A 20,767-nucleotide genomic window follows, 5' to 3' on the forward strand; every position below is an offset into this window, starting at 1 on the left:
GTGCGTCACTGCACCTTCGCGCTCGTGAACGACAGCGATTTCCCGGTGCCCGCGATGACCAGCCAGTTGTTCTGATCGGTGCTGACGACCGTCGCGCTTCCGCTTTTCACGCTCGGCATCTGGTACGTGCGCTTCGGCAACAGCCAGGTCATGTCCTGGAGGTTCGTCGGATGCGTTGCACTGAACGTCCAGCTGGTACCGGTATCTGTCGCCGTCCAGTTCACCAGCAGACGGCGCCGGTCGAACTGCGTGAGCTGGTCCATCGTGAACCACTTGAACTGGCCCGTCGTCGCGAGCGACGCCGCGTAGCTGAGAAACGTCGTAACGACGTTCGGATACCATGACGCGCCCAGCGGGTGCATGTAGATCAACCGGCTCGTGCGGTTCGCAACGACGAAGTCCATCAGCGACAGATACCAGTTCTGGACGTCTGTCGTCGGCACCGCGAACTCCTGGAACTCCTCGAACGTCGCGTACTTGCCGAACGGCATCACCGGAAACGCCCAGATGCCCGGATTCAGCAGCGAACCGTTGCGATACGCCCGCGTTTGCGCATTGCCGGTATGGCCGGTGAAGTAGTAACCGGAATAGCCGTTCGACTCGAGCCAGTTCACCGCCCACGTCGGCGTGTTGCCTTCCGGCGCCGCCCATTCGACGTCCGGCTTGCCCGTCACCGACTGGACCGCATTGTGGTTCAGCACCAGATATTGCGTGAACGTGCTCGCATTCGTTTCGCTGGCGTTCGCCCCCCAGTAGTCGTGCGCCCAGCCGCCGTGGCTGCCGACTTTGTGCCCGCGCTTGAGCAGGAACGCGACAAGTTGCTTCGCCTGCGTATTGTTCGTCAGGTTGATCCCGAGACCGTCGCCGATCGTCACGTCGTCCGGGCCGGCGGTCATCACGATCGAGTACGGGCCGCTGTTCCAGACACCGTAGTTCTTCAGGTACTGCGCCGGCTGGATCTGGTCTTCCGCGCAGAAGTGCCAGTTCAGGACCATCCCGGCCTGCGCGCGCGGCTGCAGCGACAGGTGCGGCATCGACAGGATGTTCGTCGTGAAGTAACGCAGAAAGCCGTGAATCGGCATGCTGTCGGTTTGTCCGTCGAGATACGCGAGCGGCAGGTTGACGAACATCACGCCGCCGTTTCCATACGCCTGATAGCCGGAGACGAGGCCGAAGTTCGGCGACGTCAGCAGCGTCGTGCCTGTATACGTGCCCTGTGTGACGTAGCTCGGATATGTGAGGAAGCCGTATACGTAGCCGGAAATTCCTTCGAGCACGTCCGTCGTCGCCGACGGTGTCGCAGTCGCGAGCGACGTCGCGCCACTCACCGCCGTGGATACCGACGACAGCGTCGTCGATGTCGGCGAATACGATCCGGATCTGACCTTGCCGCCCGTCGACACGCGCCCGAGATTCAGCGGCACGCTGGTCATGCGCCCGTTATCCATCTTGTACGTGAAATACGCCTGATGGTTGTACCCGGCAAGCCCGCCCGGGTTCGACGTGCTCGGCTGCAGGAAGAGCAGCTGATTCGTCGTCGAGCCGGTCGAAGAAGTTGACGTGGTTGCGGCCAACGCCGTCGCGGTCGTCGTCGAGCCGGACCATGTCATCGACTTCCCGGGCGGAATCTGAAGGGCGCGCAACGTGCTGCCCATCCCGGTCACAGGGCCGAGGCCGATCATGCTTCCGCCGAGCGTATCGTAGAGCACGTAGTTGACGCCGGCCATCGAGCTGAATCGCGATTGCCCGGCCGGATAGAATCCAGTTGCGTTCAGCACACCGAAATCATAGACGAGCATCACGCGCCCGCCGTTCAGCGCGTAGTTCTGGATGGCGGTCACGAGCGTATCGTCGGCGACCGTATGCACCTGGTCCGGCAGGATGAGCCCCTGATACTGCTGCAGCGACGTGCCGCCCTGCTTGAATTGCGTGTCGCTGATGAGCGAAATCTGCAACCCCTCCTCCGCCGCCGAATCGAGCCACGCGGACACACGCGGGTCCGGCAGCGTAAAGTTGTCCGGCAGCAGCAACAGCAACTGATTCGACAGTGCGTTCGCCGGCCCGGCTGCGAACGTCAACAGGCAAACGGAAAAGACGATCAGAAAGGCTCGTAGGGCCCGAATTGAGTTGGCCAACATTATGCTCTCCCGTCGGAGGGGGGATAACTGCCGATGCCCGACACGTTGCGGCCGACGCGTTCCGCCCATCGTGATCGAGCGGTCGGCGGCCGGGCCGTGTGGCGCCATCGGCTGAGGGGGAGAGCGAACGTGCCGCGTTGCGGACACGTCCGGTCATGCAAGTGCATCGATTCGTCGGACGATCACGAACGCGCGGCAACTATCGTTCCCACCGCAATCCATGAAGCTAACAACGTGCCAGTCTCGCAACCACGCAGCCGCGACAGCCACCTGCCATGGAAAGCGCGCGGAACAGGGAAAATCGCACCGAAAACGTTACAGCTTCGATACGGCGTACCTGGTGGCGCAATGTGACGAGCCGACAGGAAGCGTCGCGATGGACGATGTGAGGTTGTCTGGCGGGGTGGCGCCTGGGACTCGGGGTCGCCAACGCCCTTTGCTGGGCATCCGCAAGCGCCGGGAATCGACGGAGAATGATTCTGCCGAGTAACGTCGGCGCTGCACGCGTGTGGACTGCGTGGCCGTCTCCCGAGTCATGCCTGATGAATTGACAATAAAAATATTCATGCTCGAAGGCCGTTCAGGACATGGCGCGCATCGTCTCGCCACGCCATGACGCAAAAAGGGCCGGCGGGATAAAAAATCTCCCCGCCCGCCCCATTCTCACCGGGCATATCTGCCCGGCCTCCGTCACCGGTCGTACTCGAAGGACTCGGTAAAGAGCGTGTCGACCGTGTCGGACCAGCTCAGGTTCACGAACGAGAAGTCGGTGCTGCCCGTCCAGCCGGCCACCGACGGGAACGCGACGCCCTGGTCGCCCGGCACGTTGAGCGTCACCGCCGCTCCCGGCAGGACCGGCGACGCCTGTGCCGAACCGTTGACGAACGTCGGCGCGGGCTGCCCCGACGCGGTCGCGCGAATCTGCACGTTGCCGCGCTTGACGAACGGCAGCCCTGCCTTCGACGTCCAGCTCAGCGGGAATGTCGCGCCGCCCGCGAACGTGCTGGCGGTGCCGGGCGTCAGGCTATCGCGCGTGGACTGCGCCAGATCGTGCCACGCATACTGGCGCAGCGCGTCGGGCAACGGCGAAGGTGTACGCAGCCTGACCGTATAGTGCCTGGCCGGCGCCGACGTGTCGCCGTTCTGGTAGACGTCGATCGTATAGGCACTGAAGGGCTTGATGTCGGCCAGCTCGGCGGCGCTCAGTTGCGGCTTCGCCCACGCGGTGTTGTTGCGCGGCGCATCGCCGGGCCACGTGAACAGGCTCTGGCTGGCCGGGTCCTGCGCGACACCGGCCAGGCGGAAATTGTTGCGGCACTGCGCATTCTTCGTCAGCGCGGCGAGCTGAGCCGGCGTCTGCCCGCTCGCGATCTGCGCGCGGATGTTCAGCGTGTCGCACGTACCGCTCGACGGCTGGAGGAACACGCCGTTTCGCAATCCCGGGCCATTGACGATCGCGAAATCCACCGCGGTGCCCGATGCATCGACGGTGCCGACCTGCAGGTTGAGCGAATCGACGAACGCGTTGGTCCCCGTCGACGGATTGGCCGGATTCAGCCAGTCCCATTTCTGCGCATTCGCGTTCACCTTGCTCAGCACGGCTCGCTGATTGCCGACCACGCGCCAGCCGGTATCGCCGCTCGCGAGGCTGCTCGCCTGCACCGCGAGTTGCACATGCTGCTGCATGCCGTCGCGAATGCCGTCGGTGCGCGTCCACGCGAGCTTGACCCACATCGTGTCGCTGGCGATAACGCGGACGACTTCCGGCAAGCTGAAGCTGGTATTGTTCATCGCATCGTCGGCCACGATGCCCGGCGCGCCGCCGGCATGCGCGCCGAATTCCTGGTCGGCCGACATGCCGTTGTCGAGATAGGCAGCGGGCACGCCTGCGTTCAGCGCGCCCGGCGCGACGCCGTCGACAAAGATCCGGCCGCACGCCGATACGTTGCCGCCCGCGCGCGCCGCGCCGGTCGAACCGGCGAAACACTGATTGAGCGCACTCTGCAATCCCGCCAGGTCGCTCGCGCTCGGCAGGTTCGACACCACCGTGCCGTTGATGGTCGCGGCGGCCGGCAGGCTGGCCTTGTCGCTAGGCTGCGGCGCGACACCGGCCGCGAGCTGAAGCTGCACCGGCGTATCGCTGGACGCGCCCGCCACCGAGCTGATCTGAACCCCACCGTCCGGCAACACGTTGATCTTCACCTGGTCGAGCAGCCGGTCGAGGCCGGGGCCGCCGGCCGTCAGCGGGCCGGAAATCAGGTCGACGCCCGTATTGCCGGTTGCGGTCAGCAGGTCGGCCAGTGCGGACGAATAGGCCTGCACCGTGCTGGCCACCGCCTGGGCGGTGACCTTGCTCTGCAGCAATCCGGTGTCGGCCAGCAGCTTCGTCGGGTTGTCGCCGATGATCGTGGCGGCGATCGCATTCGTGATCGGCGTGATGTTGATCGTCTGCGTGCCGCCCGTGGCACTGAGTGCGATCAGCGTGGCCTGAGAATCCGCGACGTTGCCGTAAGCGGACAACGCGAAAGGCGCGGTCAGTCCGGTCACGGCGCAATGAAACGCGCCGGTCGTGGCGTCGGCGGGACAGTCGACCGATTTGCCGGTCGCATCCATCAGTTTGACCGTCGCGGCCTGCATGGCCGCGCCGGCGGCCGCGACGCCGCTGACCGTCTGTGCGGCGGGTTCGGATGGTGACGAAGATGAACCGCCGCCTCCACAAGCAGACACCACCAGCGCTGCGATACCCCACACGACAGGTTTGAGTTTCATTGTTTTTCCCCCGCGAGTCTTCTGGTTGTCAGGTGCGATACGCAACGCGCATGCACGCTGAGCGGAATTCTCGCAAAGGCGATTTTTGCGATCATCATTCAAGTGAATGAAAATCCAGAAACAATGCGGTACGGAAGGCAAATAGCCCGTGTTAGCCTGAAACAAATTCGGTATTCGAATCAATATCGTCAGACAAAATCCGCATACAAAATCATTACGCGGCGGGGTGGAACATGCAACGGGACCAGCTCATCGGGGACCTCTACGAGGCCGCCCTATGCCCGGATGGTTTTCTCGAAGTCTTCCATCGGGTATCCGAATCGCTCGGCGCAAACGTCTTTCATATGTTCAGCTGGGACGCCGCGCGCAATGCACCGAAATTCTCGATCTATTCGCCGCGTGCGGAATTCGACACGATCGTCGCACTCTACGACCAGTATTACGGCGCGCTCGATCCGCGCCGCGGCTTCGTCGAGAATGCGCCGCTCGGCAAATTCGTTTGCTGCCAGGATCATCTGACCGAACGCGATGTCGAGCGCAGCGAATTCTTTCAGGACTATCAGATTCCGTCGGGCATTCGCTACCTGATGGGAATGCGCTTCGCGCGCCCGGGCAGCGACGACATCCTGCTCGGCTTGCTGAGAGCGCACGGCCGGCCGCCCTATTCGTCAGAGGAACGCGCGAACCTGACGGGCATGGCCGGGCATCTGCAACGCGCGATCAACCTCTGGCAGGATGCAAGCGTGCTGCGTCGGGACGCTGCGCTCGGCCGCGAACTGATGGAGGAAATGGGCTTGTCCGTCTTCACGCTCGACCGGCATTCGCGCGTCATATTCGTCAACCGGGCCGCAGAGTCGATGTTGCGCGCCACCACTTGCCTCAAGCTCGAGCACGGGCATCTGAGCGCGGCGAGCGCACCGCAGAACGATGCACTCAAGGCGGCCGTGGCACGTGTCGCGAAGACCCGCAAAAGCGAGAACCTTGCGCTGGCCGGCACCGTGAGCGCCGCGCACGAAATCTTCATCAGCATCGCTTCGTTATCCGGACAAGCACGCGATGGCGCACTCGGCGACGCTGCGATACTGATCACCGCCAGGCGCCGCAGCGCCGCTCCGCTCGTCGTCGCTCAGCAACTTCGGCAGGCATTCGGCTTGACGAGCGCCGAAGCCGCCGTCGCCGAAGCATTGGTCGGCGGCAAGACGCCGGAGGAATGCGCGGCCATTGCCGGCGTGTCGCTCTCGACCGTTCGCACCCAGTTGCGCGCGATCTACGAGAAGACGCATTCCCGAAATCAGGCCGAGGCGGTTGGCCGGATGCTCTGGGTGCTACCGCAGCACGCGCGCGATGCGTGATCTCTCGAAATCGCGAGCCACCGATGTATCGAAAAACGGCGGCCGCAACGACCGGTTGTATTTCGCGCTCGCCAGCACCGTTCGCTCGTTGCAGAACACGCATACTGCGCACGATTTGCGCCCGCTGACGTAGCACCGGGCGAACAGGTTCGCGACATTCGACGCAAGCCGCCAGTGACGCAGCTGATAGCGCATTGCGACCCGTTCTTCAACGGCGTGATCGACGAATTCCGCATCCATCGCAGCGCGATGTCGGCCGCTCAGGTGAGGGCGCTCGCTCAGGGCGCGTGATGCGTGCCGGGGCTCCGAATGCGTGTCGCGGCGGGCTTCGCCTCCACTGCCCGCTGCTCGGACATCACGCACGCACTCACGGCGATCGCCTGAAGTAATGCTGCGCCAACGCGACCCAATACCGTACCCCGGCCGGAATGATGTCGTCGTTGAAATCGTATTTCGGGTGATGCAGCGCCGGCGCAGCCGTTCCGGCCGGCGCGTTGCCGATCAGCACATAAGCGCCGGGGCGCTCCTCGAGCATGAAGCCGAAGTCTTCGGACGTCATGTTCGGCGGCACGTTGGCGTCAACGCGTGCGTCGCCGAAGGTGTCGCGAATCACCGCTTCGCAGAGCGCGGTCTCGGCCGGCGTGTTGACCGTCGCCGGATAGTACTGAAAGAACTCGACGTCGGCTTGCGCGCCATGAGCGCGGGCGAGCGCCTCGCACATGAGCCGGACGTCGCGCTGCAACTGTTGCTGCAATGCCGACGACAGCGTGCGAATCGTCCCGCGCAGCTCGGCGGTGTCCGGAATGACATTGTCCGTCGTTCCCGCATGGAACATGCAGACGGAAATGACGGCGGGATCCACGGGATCCTTGTGGCGCGCGGCGATGGTCTGACACTGCAGCACCATCGAACAGGCGAGCGGGACGGGATCGATGCCCAGGTGCGGCTGCGCCGCATGCGCGCCCTTGCCGGTCACCGTGATCCTGAACCGGCAGCCCGCGGCCATGATGGGGCCCGTGCGCAACCCGAAATGCCCGGCCGGCAAGCCGGGCCAGTTGTGCATGCCGAATACCGCTTCCGCCGGGCATTGCTCGAACAGCCCGTCGTCGATCATCTTCCGCGCGCCCGCGCCGCCCTCTTCGCCGGGCTGAAACACGAAATGGACGGTGCCCGGCAGCTGCGGCAACGCTTTCAGCACGCGTGCGGCGCCGAGCAACATCACGGTATGGCCGTCGTGGCCGCACGCGTGCATGATCCCGTGCGTGCACGATGCATGCGCGAAGTCGTTGGCTTCGTGGATCGGCAACGCGTCCAGATCGGCACGCAGTACGATGCCGCGGCCCGGATCCGCGCCAGGCAGGCTCGCGACGACACCTGTGCCGCCCAGCCCGCGCGTCACCGCATAGCCGAGCGCTTCGAGCTCGCGGGCGACGACGTCGGCCGTCCGGTGTTCTTCGAATCGCAGCTCGGGATGCGCATGCAGGTCCCGGCGCAGCTTCGCCCAGTGCGCGTGATGCGCTTGAAGCGACGTGTCGGGGATGACGGGGTTTTCCAATTTCGGCACCTTCGAAAAATAGACGGCTGCGTCAGTCGTAAAAGCCGACGATCGACTTGATCTCCATATACTCCTCCATCCCTTCGATCCCGTACTCGCGACCATTGCCCGACTGCTTGTAGCCGCCGAACGGCGCCTGCGGATCCCATGCCGGGTAGTTCAGATGCACCTGCCCCGACCGGATGCGCGCGGCCACCGCACGTGCCCGTTCCTTGTCGGCGCCCTGCACATGCGCGCCGAGCCCATAGACCGTGTCGTTCGCGATCGCGACGGCTTCGTCGACCGTATCGTAAGGAAGAATCGCCAGGACCGGACCGAAGATCTCCTGCTGCGCGATCGCCATGTTGGTGCGGACGTCGGAAAAGATCGTCGGCCGCGCATAGAAGCCGCGGTCGAATCCCGTGGGCCGTCCGGGGCCGCCGGCGATCAGCTTCGCCCGTTCGTCGATGCCCGCGTCGATCATCTGCGCGACGCGACCGAACTGCGCGCGATTGGCGAGCGGCCCGTGCGTCGTCGCGCCGTCGAACGGATCGCCGACGATCAGCCGTTGCGCTGCCGCGACGGCCAGTTCCTCGACCGCGCCGAGCACGTCGCGCGGCACGATCATGCGGGTCGGCGCGCTGCACGATTGCCCCATGTTCCGGAACGCGGCGGCCACGCCCGGCCCGATCGCCTGCTGCAGGTCCGCATCCGGCAACACGATGTTCGGCGATTTGCCGCCCAGCTCCTGCGCGACGCGCTTGACGGTCGGGGCCGCCGCCTGCGCCACGAGCACGCCCGCGCGCGTCGACCCGGTAATCGACACCATGTCGACCTCGGGGTGCGACGAAAGCGCACCACCCACCGCCTCGCCGCTGCCGCTCACCAGGTTGAAGACGCCCGCCGGCACGCCCGCATCGGCAATCACTTCCGCGAACAGCAGCGCGCTGAGCGGCGACAGCTCGCTGGGTTTCAGCACCACCGTGCAGCCTGCCGCGAGCGCCGGGCCGACCTTCGCGGTGATCTGATAGATCGGCCAGTTCCACGGCGTGATCAGCGCGCATACGCCGATCGGCTCGCGTACGACCGCGGTCGTCCCGCGCCGCGTGACGAACGGGTAGCTGGCCAGATTGTCGCGCGCGACCCGGATATGTTCGGCCGCGAGCGGCACATGGGCGCCGCGTGCATAGCTGATCGGCGCGCCCATTTCGAGCGCAAGCGCCGTGGCGAACCGTTCCGCGCGCTCCAGCATCAATGCGTGCACGCGGTCGAGCAGCGCGGCGCGTTCTTGCGGCGAGGTCGCGGCCCAGCGTTCGAACGCGTTGCGCGCGGCGCGCACCGCGCGGTCGGCATCGCGTGCGTTGCCGGGCGGGATGTCGCACAGCACGTCTTCGGTGGACGGGCAAACGACCGCGAAGCGCTCGCCGCCGTCGGGTAAAACCCAGTCGCCGTCGATGAAGAAGCGATCGAGCCTGCCGGCTTCCATCAGATGACGAACCGGTGAATTGACCAGTGAATTCATTGCAGCGTGTCCTTGAGTCGATACCATGCGCCGACGAACGGCAGAAACCACGGCTTGCCGAAGTGGCCGGGAATCGCGGGCCAGTCGAAGCTTTGCCACGGATTGAGATCGGCGCGTCCGTCCATGATCTCCGCCATCAGCGTGCCCATCAGCGTCGCCATGTGCGTGCCGTGGCCGCTATAGCCCATCGAAAAATACACACCATCGCGCTGGCCCGCGCGCGGCAGGCGGTTGGCCGTCATGTCGACCATCCCGCCCCAGCAATAGTCGATGCGCACGGCGGCCAGTTCGGGAAACACGGCGGACATCTGCTGTCGCAGGATCAGCCCGCTCTTTTCGTCCGAACGCGGGTTGGACGTCGCGAACCGCGCGCGCCCGCCGAACAGCATCCGGTTGTCGGGCGTGACGCGAAAAAAATTGACGAAGTTCTTGGTGTCGGTGACCATCCGGCGGGTCGGCAGCAGCCGGTCAAGAAGTTCGCGCGGCAACGGCTCGGTAACGATGATGAACGCGCCGACCGGCACGATCCTGCGCCGGATCCAGCCGAACGGGCCGACCTGCGAGATGCCGCTCGCGAGCAGCACCTGGCGCGTACGGATCTCGCCGAGCGGCGTTCGCACCGCGTAGGCGCCGCCCGCCTCCCGCGTCATGCCGAGCACCGGCGCATGCTCGAGAATGTGCGCGCCGCGCGCTTGCGCGGCGTTCGCCAGGCCGCGCACATAGCGGCCGACGTGCATCCCGGCACTCTTCTCGAAGATCAGCCCGCCGTGATAGCGGTTCGAACCGATCTCGTCGTGCAGCTCCGCCTTCGTCACGAGGCGCGTGTCGGGGTCGACGCTTGCCGCGAGCAGCGCCTGGCTTCGCACGAGCTTGTCGTAGTGCTCGGGCTTCGCTGCGAGCTTGAGCTTGCCGCGGCGCGCGAAGTCGCAATCGATCGCCTCCTCCCTGACCAGCCGCTCGACCGTATCGACACCCGCGTCGAATGCGAGATACAACCGGTTCGCCAGTTCCGTGCCGATGCGCTGCGACAGGAACGCGTAATCCTGCGCGAAGCCGTTGTTGCACATGCCGCCGTTGCGTCCCGACGCCGCCTGTCCCACGGTGCCCGCTTCGCAGACAACCACGCTCGCGCCCTTCTTCGCCAGCGCGAGCGCCGCCGCCGAACCCGTGATCCCGCCGCCCACCACCACCACGTCGCAACTTCCGTCAGGCCGCTCGGTCGAGCGGCTCATGAACGGCTCGGACGTATCGAGCCAGTAGGATCCGAAACGCATCACGCACTCCAATGTCGGCAGCACCAGGCTACACAGCGCGGCGAGCATTCACCACACCGATCCGGCCGCTCGCGCGCCGTCCGGATCGAAACGCATCGTCCCGAGGCCGCCACCGTCGTTCCAGTGACGACCGCGCACTAGAAGTCGGCAACCTTGCCCCAGGCGGAATCGCCGAACCGGCTCGGCCGATACGGCACCGGGTCCACGATCGGTTGCGCACCCGTGGCGAGATCCGCGATCAAGTGACCGGCGCCGGGGCCGATGCCGAAGCCGTGCCCGGAAAAGCCTGCCGCCAGGATCAATCCCGGCACGCCCGGCACTTCGCCGATACCTGGCACGCCGTCCGGCGTGCTGTCGACGAACCCGGCCCATGCGTGCGTGATCGTCGACTCGCGAAGTTCAGGAAGCAGTTCGACGGCACGTCGATACGTTTCGGCGACCGTCGGCATGTCTGGCTTCGGATCCAGGATGCGCACCGCCTCCATCGGCGTCGGCGCATCGAGCCGCCACCGCTTCAGCGTTTCGTGTCCGCCGCGCATGCCTTCGAGGCCGCCCGGAAGAAGATTGCGCCAGCGCTTCGCGAACATCGGCACGAACTGCGGCGCGAATCGCAGGAACTGCGGCGTGAGGTCCACGCGTGCGCGGCCGCTGATCGCCAGTGCGTAGCGTCCGTCGCTGCGGCGGGTGATGGACACGCCGGACGTATACAGCGCATCCGGCAGCGGATGCGCGACAGGCGACACGCTCAGGATCGACTGACGGATCGACGCCTGCGGAAAACGAATCCCCAACTGTCGGCAGAACGACGACGCCCATGCGCCGCCGGAGAGCACGACCGTCCTGGTCTTGATGACGCCCGCCTCGGTAACGACGCCGCTGACGCGCCCGCCCTCCAGCTCGATGCCGCGCGCCGCGCAGTGCTGGTTGATGCTGCCGCCGAGCTTCATGACCGCGGCCGCCACGGCCGGCGCGGCCTTCCCCGGGTCGGCCGTGCCGTCGCTCGGCGAGAACACGCCGCCCTTCCACGACCGCCCGGTCGCGTGCCCGCGCTCGCCGGCCTGCTTGCTGTCGAGCATGTACGTCGTCACGCCCGCGGTCTTCGCGAAATCGCCCCAGTTGGCCCAGCGCGACAGCTCGGCCTCGTCGTTGCTCAGGTACAGCAGTCCGCAGCGGTGAAAGCCCGTGTCTTCGCCGGATTCGGCGGCGAATCGTTCCCACAGATCGATGCTCTTGCTTGCCATCGGCAATTCGCGTTCGTCGCGGTTCTGCTGCCGGCACCAGCCCCAGTTGCGGCTCGACTGCTCGGCCCCGATTCGGCCCTTCTCGACCAGCGCGACCGACACCCCGCGCCGGGCCAGGTAGTAGGCAGTGAAGACGCCGATGATGCCGCCGCCGATCACGACGACATCGGCCGAAGCCGGCGGCGTGGACGGCGTTTCGATTTGGCGCAACGGAGGGGACATGTTCAGTCTCGTTCGGTTGATACGTGGATGTTTTGCACGACGTAGAATTTCGCCACGCGTTCGCTGCTTTCCCATCCGATCGATGCGCCGCGCGGCACGAAGAGCGCGTCGCCGGCGCCGAGCGACAGCACGCTGCCGTCGGGCGCGGCGAACCGTACGCTGCCGGCGAGCAGGAGCATGAACTCGTTCACGCGATGCGGGCGAACGATCCGGTGATAGGGCGTCGAATCCCACGTGCCCGCGCAGTACTCGGCGCCGTCGTCGATGAACACGTTGTCGCTACGGCATTGCGGTGCGGGGCCGAGCAGCACCTCTGCCGGCAGCGATGCGGACGGCCTGAAGTCGGCGTCGGCACGCAGCGGGAACAGGCCGCCCTTCGTCGGTTGCGCGCATGCAGCCGCGCAGAACGTGACGAGCACGCGCGATTCCGCGGTGACGCGAAGCGCCGTGCCGCCGCCGATCACTGCCCCCTCCCCCGGCCCGAGCACCAACGGTGCGGCGCCCGCCGCTTCCAGCGTCAGCTCGCCTTCGACGACGACGAGGGTCTCGATGTGCGGATAACGCGTGACGTCGAGCTCGCCGACGAAACGGATACGCCCGGCGGCCATCGAATCGGGCCCTTCCCACGCGATCTCACGATGTCGCGCGAAAGGATCACGCTCACCGAACGCCTGCTTGCGGAAAGCTGTTGTATTGGCCGTGCCGTCGGCACGATGCAACACGAAAACTGCGGTCATTTCTGCTCCTGCCGGTGCGCGGCGATGTTGTCGACAACCCGTCGCGCGGTATCGGAAATCGTTGTTCGCGGGCGTCGCCCGCGCCGCGCCTACGCGGCGTGACGCGACGCTTCGCTGCGTTCGGCATGCGCGCGCATCGACGACGTTCGCGCCGGCGCATCACCCGCCCGGGCGACCACGTAATCGCGCGGCGTAATCCCGAGCACCCGCCGGAAATGCCGGCACAGATGGCTCTGATCGAAGAAGCCGACCTCGGTCGCGACGACCGACGGCGCCAGACCGGCGCGCAGCAAATCCTGCGCACGCCGCACACGCACGAGACACAGATACCGGTGCGGCGACAAGCCGACTTCGCTGCGAAAGCGCGCCGTGAACCTCGACACGCTCAGTCCGGCCACCGCCGCGAGCGTGTCGAGGTTCAGCGGCTGCGCGAACGATGCATCGATCGTGCGCAGCACGTCGCCGATCGCTGGCGAGACGGGCTGCGGAATACGCAGTGCGCGCGGCGTCGCGCCTTCAGGAAAATCGTGGAACAGGGTGGCCATGCTCGCCGTCCTCATGCAATCGTCTCAACGGTCGCGCCTTGTGCGGCGAAATGCGCGATCGAGCATCGCTCGATCAACGAGGCCATCGTGTCACCGACGCCCGTCCCGTCGCGGCGACGTTCTTCGGCGGCGAGCAGGCAAACGAATCGTGCGTTCATATCGAATCTTCCCGAGGCAGCCGCTTCAGTGCAGGAAATCCTGCATCCGGTAATACGCGCCGACGAACGGCAGGAACCACGCTTGCCCGAAATGGCCGGGCATCGCCGGCCAGTCGAGTTCGCGCCACGGATTCGACGCGGCCGCGCCGTACAGCACGTCGGCCATCACGCGGCCCATGTGCACGGACATCTGCACGCCGTGGCCGCTGTAGCCCATCGAGTAATAGAGCCCGTCGTGCTGACCCGCGCGCGGCAGCCGGTCGGCGGTGATGTCGACCAGCCCGCCCCAGCAGTAATCGAGCCGCACGTTCGCGAGTTCCGGAAAATAGCCGGCCATGCCGGCGCGCAGGATCTCGCCGCTTTTTGCGTCGGAGCGCGGGCTCGACATCGCGAAGCGCGCGCGGCCGCCGAACAGCAGCCGGTTGTCGGGCGTCACGCGGAAGTAGTTGCCGATCTGGCGCGACGTCACGTATGCGCGGCGATGCGGGAACAGCCGGTACAACTGCGCGTCGGGCAGCGGCTCGGTGACGACGATGAAACTGCCGACCGGCGCGATGCGCCGCCGGAACCACGCGAACGGGCCATGCTGCGACGCGCCGGTCGCGACCAGCACGCGATCGGCGACGAGCGTGCCGCGCGTGCTGGTGATCGTGTGGCGCTCGCCGTCGATCCGATCGAGTCGCGTGACGGCCGCGTGCTCGTAGATGCGTGCGCCGGCTCGCACGGCCGCCTGCGCCAACCCGACGCCGAACTTGCCCATGTGCATCTGCACGCCATTGCGTTGCAACAGCCCGCCGTGGAAACCGTCGGACGCGATTTCATCGCGGATTCGCGACGGCTCGATCAGTTCGATATCCGGATCGACGTCGCGCCGCAATGCGTCGAACGTCTTCGCGAGTCCCGCGAAATGCTGCGGTTTCGCCGCGAGCTTCAGCTTGCCCGCCCGCCGAAAGTCGCACTCGATCGCATGCTCGGCGACGATCGTCTCGACGCTCTTCACCGCACTTTCGTAGGCGCGATAGAACTGCTTCGCCGGCTCGGCGCCGATGCGTGCGGCCAGCGACGCGTAGTCCTGCGCGACACCCGTATTGCACTGGCCACCGTTGCGGCCGGACGCTTCGCCCGCGATCTGCGCGGCTTCCAGCACGATCACCGATACGCCGCGCTGTGCCAGCGCAAGCGCCGCCGACAGGCCGGTGAAGCCGCCGCCGATCACGACCACGTCGGCGCGCCCTTCCACGGGCCCTTCGCAGCCGGCACGAAACGCGGGGCGGGTATCCAGCCAGTACGATTCGAATTTCATCGGATCCTTGTCGAGCATTCCGGCGACAGCGATTGGCGATCGCCCGTTGAAAGTCATTTAATCACCGTCAAAAAGCGCAGTTGCCGCGTATTCGCGCACGGCGCGCGCACGATCCACCGTTTTGCACGACCGCCGCAGCACACTATGCGGAAGGCCGCGCGGCGCGCTACAGACGCACCGGCTGCACCGGCGCGACGCCCGCCGCCGGCTCGGCCTGGAAGCGCGCGAGGTCTTCCTCGCTGCGATGGCACAGCACCTGCGCGCCGTTCTCGAGCGTGCGCAGCGCGGGCGCGGTGCGGTTGCACACGCCGTCCACCCGCATCGCGCAGCGCGACAGGAACGGACACAGCTCGACATCGTCGGCGCTCGCGCCGATCGGCACCAGCGGCCGGTGGCAGCGCTCGGCCGCATCGTCGAGCCAGCCCGCGCGCAACTCCGGTGCCGACGACACGAGCAGGTGCGAATACGGGTGGTAAGGCGGCGCGCACAGCGCATCGCGGCTGCCGGTTTCGACGCGGCGGCCCGCGTACAGCACGACGATGTCGTCGCTGATCGCGCGCACCTTCGCGATATCGTGCGTGATGAACACGTACGACACGCCGAGCTTCGCCTGCAGGTCGCGCAGCAGGTCCATGATCGCGGCGCCGACCACGGTGTCGAGTGCCGACGTGACCTCGTCGCACAGGATCAGGTCAGGCTCGGCCGCCAGCGCGCGCGCGAGGTTCACGCGCTGCTTCTGCCCGCCGGACAGCTCGCCGGTACGCCGCGCGGCGACCGCCTGCGGCAGCCGCACGAGTTCCAGCAGTTCCGCGACGCGCTGCCGTGCACGCGCGCCCTTGATCCCGTGATAGAACGCGAGCGGCCGCGCCAGCGTGCGCTCGACGGTATGCACCGGATTGAGCGCGGTATCGGCGTTCTGGAACACGATCTGCACGCGGCGGTGCTGCTCCTTGGTGCGCTTGCCGATGTCGAGCGCGAGCGGCTCGCCGTCGAGCAGGATCTGCCCGGCCGTCGCCGGCACGAGGCCCGCGATCACCTTCGCGAGCGTCGTCTTGCCCGAGCCCGATTCGCCGATCACGCCGACCGTCTGCCCGCGCCCGATGCGCAGGTCCACTTCGTGAAGGATCACCTTCGCGGGAAAGCCTTTCGCGGTACGGCCGCCGTAGCCGGCGACCGCGCCGCGCACGTCGAGCAGCGGCGCCGGCGCGGCGCTCGCCGCTAGCGCATCACGTTCGGCATCGCTCGGCGTGACCGCCGCGATCAGGCTCTGCGTGTACGGATGCGTCGGCGCATGCAGGATCTGTTCGGTGTCGCCCGATTCGCGGATCACGCCATCGCTCAGCACGACGATCCGGTCGGCCATTTGCGCGACCACCGCCAGATCGTGCGACACGTACACCGCGCTCATCCCGCAGCGCCGGATCACGCTCTTGAACGCCTGCAGCACGTCGATCTGCGTGGTGACGTCGAGCGCGGTGGTCGGCTCATCGAGGATCACCAGCTCCGGATCGGTGATCAGCGCCATCGCGGCCATCAGCCGCTGCAGCTGGCCGCCCGACACCTGGTGCGGATAGCGCTTGCCGATCGTCTCCGGCTCGGGCAGCGCGAGCGCGCGGAACAGCTCGACCGCCTTCGCCTGCGCATCGCGCTTCGTCATCGTCTTGTGGATCAGCGCGCTCTCGATCACCTGGTCGAGAATCGTGCGCGACGGGTTGAACGCGGCGGCCGCGCTCTGCGCGATATACGCGACCTTGCGCCCGCGCAGCGCGGCCAGCGCCGGCGCCGGCAACGTGCAGACGTCCACGCCGCCGAGCTTCACCGACCCGCCGGCGATCCGGCAGCCGGCACGCGCATGGCCCATCAGCGACAGCGCGATCGTCGTCTTGCCGGAGCCGGACTCGCCGATCAGCGCGAGCACCTCGCCGCGCCCGATCTCGAAGTCGACGCCGTGAACGATCGTCGTTTCCTCGCCGCCCGGCCGGCCGCCGACGACGCGCAGCCCGCGCACCTCGACGAGCGGAGTCGATTCATCTCGCATCAGTGTTCTCCCGCGGCAGCGGCCGCGCCCTTGCGGCGGCCGCGATGCGGCAGGCCGTCGATCAACAGGTTGACGCCCACCGTCAGGATCGCGATTGCGACTGCGGGCATGATCGCGACGGCCGAGCCGTCGCCGAGGCTCGCGATGTTCTCGCGCACCAGCGAGCCGAGGTCCGCGTACGGCGGCTGCACGCCGAGCCCGAGAAAGCTCAGGCCGCTCAGCAGCAGCACGACGAACGTGAAGCGCAGCCCGGTATCGGCCAGCATCGGGTGGATCATGTTCGGCAGCATCTCGACGCACGCGATGTACAGCGCGCTCTCGCCGCGGGCTCGCGCGACCTGCACGAACTCGAGCGTGCTGATGTTGATCGCCAGCGCGCGCGCGATCCGGTACGAGCCCGGCATGTAGCTGACCGCGGCGGTCAGGACCAGGAGCGGCAGCGACGAGCCGAACGCGGCGACGAACATCAGCGCGAACATCTTCGACGGAATCGACGTGAGCGCATCGAGCAGCCGGCTCATCGTCTCGTCGACCGCGCGGCCCGAGACGGTCGCGAGCAGCCCGAGCGTCGTGCCGGTCAGCGCGGCGAGCAACACCGCCGCGAGCGCGAGCAGCACGGTCAGGCGCGTGCCGTACAGGATCCGGCTCAGCATGTCCCGGCCGAGGAAGTCGGAGCCGAACGGCAGCTTCGCGCTGAACGGCGCGAACACGTCGGGCGTGACGATCGTGCCGACGTCGTGCGGCGCGAGCAGCGGCGCGAACGCCGCGATGAACAGCATCAGACCGACCATAGACAGGCCGACGCGGCCGCCGGTCGTCAGTTTCACGCGCGCGGCGCGGCGCTTGCGCGGCTGGTCGGGGGCGGGCGCGGCTGGCGGCGTCGCGCCGCTCCACGGCGGAGGCTGATCGCCGGACGGCGGCAGCGCGCTGCTGCGTTGAACGGGTTCGGTCGGGTGCATGGGCGGCATCTCGGAAGGAGGACTGGACGCTCAGGTCCGCAGTCTCGGGTTCGACACGATCGAGCACAGGTCGGCGAACAGCACGAGCGTCAGATAGGCGACGCAGAAGATCAGCGTGCACGCCTGGACCAGCGGGAAATCGCGGTTGCCGACGGCATCGACCATCAGGCTCGCGAGCCCCGGATAGTTGAAGATCGTCTCGACGACGATCACGCCGCCGAGCAGATACGACAGGCTCAGCGCGACCGCATTGGCGATCGGGCCGATCGCGTTCGGCAGCGCATGGCGCAGCACGACGCGCGCGGGGCTCGCGCCCTTGAGCACGGCCATCTCGACGTACGACGCGCTCAGCTGCTCGATCACCGCGGCGCGCGTCATCCGTGCCATCTGCGCGATCACGACCGCGCACAGCGTCAGCACCGGCATCGCATACGCGCGCAGGAAATCGTGCAGGCTTTCGATCGGGCCGCTGTACGACAGCGCAGACAGCCAGTGCAGCTTCACGGCCAGCACGAGCACGGCGACCGTCGCGATCAGGAATTCCGGCGTTGCGACGAGCGACAGCGTGCCGAGGCTGATCACGCGATCGACCACCGACTCGCGCTTGACCGCCGCGAGGATCCCGAGCAGCAGCGCGATCGGCACCGACACGGCGGTCGTGATCGCCGCGAGCGCGAGCGACTTCGGCAGACGTCCGCCGATCATCTCCGACACCGGCATGTCGCCCGACAGCGAGCGGCCGAAATCGCCGTGCAGCAGCCCCGCGAGCCAGTGCAGGTAGCGCACGTGGGCCGGCATGTCGAGGCCGAACTGCTGACGCAGCGCGGCGACCGTCTCCGGCGTCGCGGACTGGCCGAGCGCGGCCTGCGCGGCGTCGCCCGGCAGCAGGTTCGTAATCGTGAAGATGATCGCGGACACGATCAGCAGCGTCAGCGCGGTAACCGCGATGCGCCGGCCGATCAGCCCGAGCAGGATTCGATTCATGAAGCGGCACTCCGGAAAAATTCGCGCGCGACCAGGGCGAGGGCCCGCACTGGTCGCGCGGCGGCGGCACGCGTCGTGCTCAGGCGTTCCACCACACGTGCTCGGCGAACATGAAGCCCATCATTCCGCCGGTCGGAATCGAGCCGAGACCGGCGAGCCGCTTGTCGTAGCCGTCGAGGAAGCTGATGAAGGCCGGAATGCCGACCCGGCACTGTTGCGCGACGAGCACCTGCATGTCGCCGTACATCTGCTTGCGCTTCGCGTCGTCGGTTTCCGATCGCGCGGCGAGCAGCAACTGGTCGAACTTCGCGTTCTTCCAGCCCGACTCGTTCCACGGCGCGTCCGACTTGAAGAACTGCGTGAACAACACATCGGCGCTCGAGCGCGGATTGATGTTGCCGAAGCCGAGCGGATGCTTCATCCAGTGGTTCGACCAGTAGCCGTCGGGCGACACGCGGTTCACCTGCAGGTTCAGCCCGATCTTTTGGCCGGCCTGCTGCAGCAGCACGGCCATTTCGATCGACCCGTTCGCGTCGGACGTCGCATAGATCGGCGGCAGCGGGGCGCCCAGTGCGCCCGCCTTCTGGAACAGGAACTTCGCCTTGTCCGGATCGTGCGGCCGCTGCGGCAGCGATGCGTTGAAGTAGCGATGCCCCGGCGGGATCGGCTGGTCGTTGCCGATCACCGCGTAGCCGCGAAACACCGCCGAGCGGATCTGCTCGCGATCGAACAGGTACTTCATCCCTTCGACGAAATCCGGGTTCGCGGTGATCGGGTTGTCGCTACGCACGATCAGGTCGGTATAGAGCCCTGACTTGGTTTCCTGCAGCGCATAGCCCGGCGTCGACGCGACCCGCTGCGTCGAGCGCGGATCGATCGCGTTGATCAGGTGCACGTCGCCCGACAGCAGCGCGTTCAGGCGCGCGGCGCTGTCGCTGATGCCGATCAGCTCGATCTCGTCGAGATACGGCATCCCCGGCTTGAAGTAGCTGTCGTTGCGCACGCCGACGGTCGACACGCCCGGCTTGAACGACTTCAGCTTGTACGGGCCGCAGCCGATGCCGGTGCTGAAGTCGGTCGTGCCGTCCTTGACGATCACGAGCTGCGGCGTCGCGAGGATCACCGGCAGATCAGCGTTCGCGCTGGCGAGCGTGAGCGTGACCTCGTCCGGGCCGCTCGCTTTCGCATCGGCGAACTGATCGGCGAGCGGCTTGACCTTCGAGGCGGTGGCCGCGTTCTTGTGGCGCATCAGCGAGAACACCACGTCGGCCGGCCCGACCGGTTTCCCGTCGTGGAACGTGACGCCCTTGCGCAGCTTGATGACCCACGTTTTCGCGTCGGTCGTCTGCAACGACTGGGCGAGATTCATTTGCGGCGTCAGGCTCGCATCGAGCTGCGTGAGGCCGCTGTAGAACATGAAGAATCGAATGTAGTCGGCGCCCGTCGAGCCCTTGGCCGGGTCGAGCGTATCGGCCGTCGAACTCGATTCGTTCGCGACCCGGATCTTGCCGCCGCGCTTCGGCGCGGGCGCGGCGAACGCGGATTGCATGCCGGTCAGCAGGCCGCCGCCACCGACGGCCATCATGCCGCTCGCCGCCATGACCCGCATCATGTCGCGGCGCGTGATGCCGCCCTTGCCGCCGTTGTCGATATCGTCGCTCATCCGAACTGCTCCTGACTGTGGAAAGTGGGGTCCTGGGATCCAGCGTGGTTCGAGAAAACCCGCCGCGCCTGCCTGCTGGTGGCGAACACGACGTCGTGCGCATTGAGTTCATTTAAGCATCGCCAAAATGCGGGTTGTCGCGATTCGGGGCGGCTGCACGACACGATTCGACCGTTTTGGGCCACCTGCGCAGCATGATTTGCTGCGTGACCACGCGTGCCGCCGTTTGCTCGATGCCGCGTCGCGACGCTGCGCAGCGCGTGCGCGACGAAGGAAATCGTAAAGTGATGCACGCGGCAGATTGCGCCGACAAAATTGGCCGTTCAGC

The 20,767-nt window shown here is 66.7% G+C and carries 15 protein-coding genes; 2 read left to right on the top strand and 13 right to left on the bottom strand.

The genetic code is table 11. The annotated features are described in order from the left end of the window. Positions 1-5: 5 nt before the first annotated feature. Together BTE28158_RS20520 and BTE28158_RS20525 are read right to left on the bottom strand one after the other, a co-directional pair. Positions 6-2,138: a polysaccharide deacetylase family protein gene (locus BTE28158_RS20520; protein WP_151049345.1), complete on the bottom strand. Its 2,133-nt coding sequence runs from the start codon at positions 2,136-2,138 to the stop codon at positions 6-8. 690 nt (positions 2,139-2,828) lie between these two features. Continuing rightward, entirely contained in the window at positions 2,829-4,907 is a 2,079-nt protein-coding gene (locus tag BTE28158_RS20525) for a hypothetical protein (protein WP_151049343.1), read from the bottom strand. A gap of 233 nt (positions 4,908-5,140) precedes the next feature. Here BTE28158_RS20525 and BTE28158_RS20530 point away from each other — a divergent pair, with 233 nt between their 5' ends. Both BTE28158_RS20530 and BTE28158_RS20535 read left to right on the top strand, forming a co-directional pair. After that, positions 5,141-6,259: a helix-turn-helix transcriptional regulator gene (locus BTE28158_RS20530; RefSeq protein WP_151049341.1), complete on the top strand. Its 1,119-nt coding sequence runs from the start codon at positions 5,141-5,143 to the stop codon at positions 6,257-6,259. A gap of 174 nt (positions 6,260-6,433) precedes the next feature. Beyond that, positions 6,434-6,550, top strand: coding sequence for a LamG domain-containing protein (locus BTE28158_RS20535; protein WP_217481645.1), 117 nt, complete (start codon positions 6,434-6,436; stop codon positions 6,548-6,550). Between the two features lie 76 nt (positions 6,551-6,626). Here the strand turns inward: BTE28158_RS20535 and BTE28158_RS20540 are convergent, their stop codons facing one another. The 11 genes from BTE28158_RS20540 to BTE28158_RS20590 form a co-directional block, all read right to left on the bottom strand. Further along, positions 6,627-7,814, bottom strand: a complete 1,188-nt coding sequence (locus BTE28158_RS20540; RefSeq protein ID WP_151049337.1) for a M20 aminoacylase family protein — start codon at positions 7,812-7,814, stop codon at positions 6,627-6,629. A 31-nt stretch (positions 7,815-7,845) separates the two neighbouring features. Then, positions 7,846-9,315: an aldehyde dehydrogenase family protein gene (locus tag BTE28158_RS20545; RefSeq protein ID WP_151049335.1), complete on the bottom strand. Its 1,470-nt coding sequence runs from the start codon at positions 9,313-9,315 to the stop codon at positions 7,846-7,848. Further along, a complete protein-coding gene (locus tag BTE28158_RS20550) occupies positions 9,312-10,589 on the bottom strand; it encodes an NAD(P)/FAD-dependent oxidoreductase (protein WP_151049333.1) in 1,278 nt (425 codons plus the stop codon). The genes BTE28158_RS20545 and BTE28158_RS20550 overlap by 4 nt, the downstream gene beginning before the upstream one ends. 137 nt (positions 10,590-10,726) lie before the next feature. Continuing rightward, positions 10,727-12,052, bottom strand: a complete 1,326-nt coding sequence (locus tag BTE28158_RS20555; protein WP_151049331.1) for an NAD(P)/FAD-dependent oxidoreductase — start codon at positions 12,050-12,052, stop codon at positions 10,727-10,729. Positions 12,053-12,054: 2 nt separating this feature from the next. Further along, entirely contained in the window at positions 12,055-12,789 is a 735-nt protein-coding gene (locus tag BTE28158_RS20560; RefSeq protein WP_151049329.1) for a cupin domain-containing protein, read from the bottom strand. A gap of 89 nt (positions 12,790-12,878) precedes the next feature. Next, positions 12,879-13,334, bottom strand: coding sequence for a helix-turn-helix domain-containing protein (locus tag BTE28158_RS20565; RefSeq protein WP_151049327.1), 456 nt, complete (start codon positions 13,332-13,334; stop codon positions 12,879-12,881). 183 nt (positions 13,335-13,517) lie between these two features. Continuing rightward, complete coding sequence (locus BTE28158_RS20570; protein WP_151049325.1) at positions 13,518-14,795, bottom strand: NAD(P)/FAD-dependent oxidoreductase; 1,278 nt, start codon at positions 14,793-14,795, stop codon at positions 13,518-13,520. A 166-nt stretch (positions 14,796-14,961) separates the two neighbouring features. After that, positions 14,962-16,833 carry an ABC transporter ATP-binding protein gene (locus tag BTE28158_RS20575; protein ID WP_151049323.1) on the bottom strand — a complete coding sequence of 624 codons (1,872 nt, stop codon included), beginning with the start codon at positions 16,831-16,833 and terminating at the stop codon, positions 14,962-14,964. After that, on the bottom strand, positions 16,833-17,792 hold the full coding sequence (locus tag BTE28158_RS20580) for an ABC transporter permease (RefSeq protein ID WP_174920064.1): 960 nt from the start codon (positions 17,790-17,792) through the stop codon (positions 16,833-16,835). The genes BTE28158_RS20575 and BTE28158_RS20580 overlap by 1 nt, the downstream gene beginning before the upstream one ends. Before the next feature lie 30 nt (positions 17,793-17,822). Continuing rightward, positions 17,823-18,776 (bottom strand): ABC transporter permease, encoded by a 954-nt coding sequence (locus BTE28158_RS20585; protein WP_059536198.1) that lies wholly within the window; start codon positions 18,774-18,776, stop codon positions 17,823-17,825. Positions 18,777-18,855: 79 nt separating this feature from the next. After that, positions 18,856-20,439: an ABC transporter substrate-binding protein gene (locus tag BTE28158_RS20590; RefSeq protein ID WP_151052075.1), complete on the bottom strand. Its 1,584-nt coding sequence runs from the start codon at positions 20,437-20,439 to the stop codon at positions 18,856-18,858. Between the last annotated feature and the right edge of the window lie 328 nt (positions 20,440-20,767).

Origin of the sequence: Burkholderia diffusa, assembly GCF_902499115.1 — a bacterium.
Taxonomy (GTDB): Bacteria; Pseudomonadota; Gammaproteobacteria; order Burkholderiales; family Burkholderiaceae; genus Burkholderia; species Burkholderia diffusa.

Coding starts and splice junctions, on each gene's coding strand:
- BTE28158_RS20520 (WP_151049345.1), bottom strand. CDS start 2,138: ATGTTGGCCAACTCAATTCGGGCCCTACGAGCCTTTCTGATCGTCTTT.
- BTE28158_RS20525 (WP_151049343.1), bottom strand. CDS start 4,907: ATGAAACTCAAACCTGTCGTGTGGGGTATCGCAGCGCTGGTGGTGTCT.
- BTE28158_RS20530 (WP_151049341.1), top strand. CDS start 5,141: ATGCAACGGGACCAGCTCATCGGGGACCTCTACGAGGCCGCCCTATGC.
- BTE28158_RS20545 (WP_151049335.1), bottom strand. CDS start 9,315: ATGAATTCACTGGTCAATTCACCGGTTCGTCATCTGATGGAAGCCGGC.
- BTE28158_RS20550 (WP_151049333.1), bottom strand. CDS start 10,589: ATGCGTTTCGGATCCTACTGGCTCGATACGTCCGAGCCGTTCATGAGC.
- BTE28158_RS20555 (WP_151049331.1), bottom strand. CDS start 12,052: ATGTCCCCTCCGTTGCGCCAAATCGAAACGCCGTCCACGCCGCCGGCT.
- BTE28158_RS20560 (WP_151049329.1), bottom strand. CDS start 12,789: ATGACCGCAGTTTTCGTGTTGCATCGTGCCGACGGCACGGCCAATACA.
- BTE28158_RS20565 (WP_151049327.1), bottom strand. CDS start 13,334: ATGGCCACCCTGTTCCACGATTTTCCTGAAGGCGCGACGCCGCGCGCA.
- BTE28158_RS20570 (WP_151049325.1), bottom strand. CDS start 14,795: ATGAAATTCGAATCGTACTGGCTGGATACCCGCCCCGCGTTTCGTGCC.
- BTE28158_RS20575 (WP_151049323.1), bottom strand. CDS start 16,833: ATGCGAGATGAATCGACTCCGCTCGTCGAGGTGCGCGGGCTGCGCGTC.
- BTE28158_RS20580 (WP_174920064.1), bottom strand. CDS start 17,792: ATGCACCCGACCGAACCCGTTCAACGCAGCAGCGCGCTGCCGCCGTCC.
- BTE28158_RS20585 (WP_059536198.1), bottom strand. CDS start 18,776: ATGAATCGAATCCTGCTCGGGCTGATCGGCCGGCGCATCGCGGTTACC.
- BTE28158_RS20590 (WP_151052075.1), bottom strand. CDS start 20,439: ATGAGCGACGATATCGACAACGGCGGCAAGGGCGGCATCACGCGCCGC.